Below are 967 nucleotides of genomic sequence, written 5' to 3'. Positions count from 1 at the left end.
CCCCCCGCCCCGCGGGCGACCAGCGCGTCGGCATCCGGCAGGGCCTGCGGGACTCCCTGGTGGTCATGCAGCGCAACCTGCTGCGCATGATGCGCATCCCCGAGGTCGTGGTCTTCGGCCTCATCCAGCCCATCATGTTCGTGGTGCTGTTCTCCTACGTCTTCGGCGGCTCGATCAACATCCCGGGCGCGGGCCTGGACCCGGACGCCTACCGGCAGTTCCTGATGGGCGGCATCTTCGCGCAGACCGTCACCTTCGCCACCGCCGGCGCGAGCGCCGGCATCGCGGAGGACATGCAGAAGGGCATCATCGACCGCTTCCGGTCGCTGCCCATGTCCCGGGGAGCCGTCCTCACCGGCCGCACCCTGGCCGACCTGGTGCAGACCGCGCTGATCCTGGTGGTGTTGACCATCGTGGCGCTGCTGGTCGGCTGGCGGATCAACGAGGGCGTGCCCTCCGCCCTGCTCGCCTTCGGTCTGCTGCTGCTCTTCGGTTACGCCTTCACCTGGATCGGGGCCCTGATCGGGCTGTCGGTGCGCAGCCCCGAGGCCGCCACCTCCGGCGGGCTGGTGTGGCTCTTCCCGCTCACCTTCATCTCGGTGGCCTTCGTGCCCTCGGAGAACATGCCCGGCTGGCTCCAGCCGGTCGCCGAGTGGAATCCCTTCAGCGCCACCGTCCTGGCCGTCCGCGAACTGTTCGGCAACCTGCCGCCCGGTTACGAGGCCCCCGCCGCGTGGCCGATGCAGAATCCGGTGCTCGCCTCCGTGCTGTACTCGGTGCTGGTCATCCTGATCTTCCGCACCCTGGCGGTCCGCAAGTACAAGACCGCCGCGGGCTGAGATCGAGTGTTTCCCGGGCCGGTCGGGCACCACCCCGCCCGGCCCGGGGCCGTTTCCGTCCGGTGCGTCGATCTCCCCGCCGCCCCGCCGCCTCCCGCCAACATCCGCCCGCGCGGAGGGTGTTCACC

At 70.6% G+C, this 967-nt stretch carries 1 protein-coding gene; it reads left to right on the top strand.

Annotated elements, in window-relative coordinates:
- A partial coding sequence (locus tag FNQ90_RS24860; RefSeq protein WP_407699443.1) for an ABC transporter permease occupies positions 1 to 839 on the top strand: 839 nt, incomplete at its 5' end.
- Positions 840 to 967: the final 128 nt, after the last annotated feature.

It is taken from the genome of Streptomyces alkaliphilus, assembly GCF_014141535.1.
GTDB classification, from domain to species: Bacteria; Actinomycetota; Actinomycetes; order Streptomycetales; family Streptomycetaceae; genus Streptomyces; species Streptomyces alkaliphilus.
This window is presented reverse-complemented; position numbering and strand designations above follow the sequence as displayed.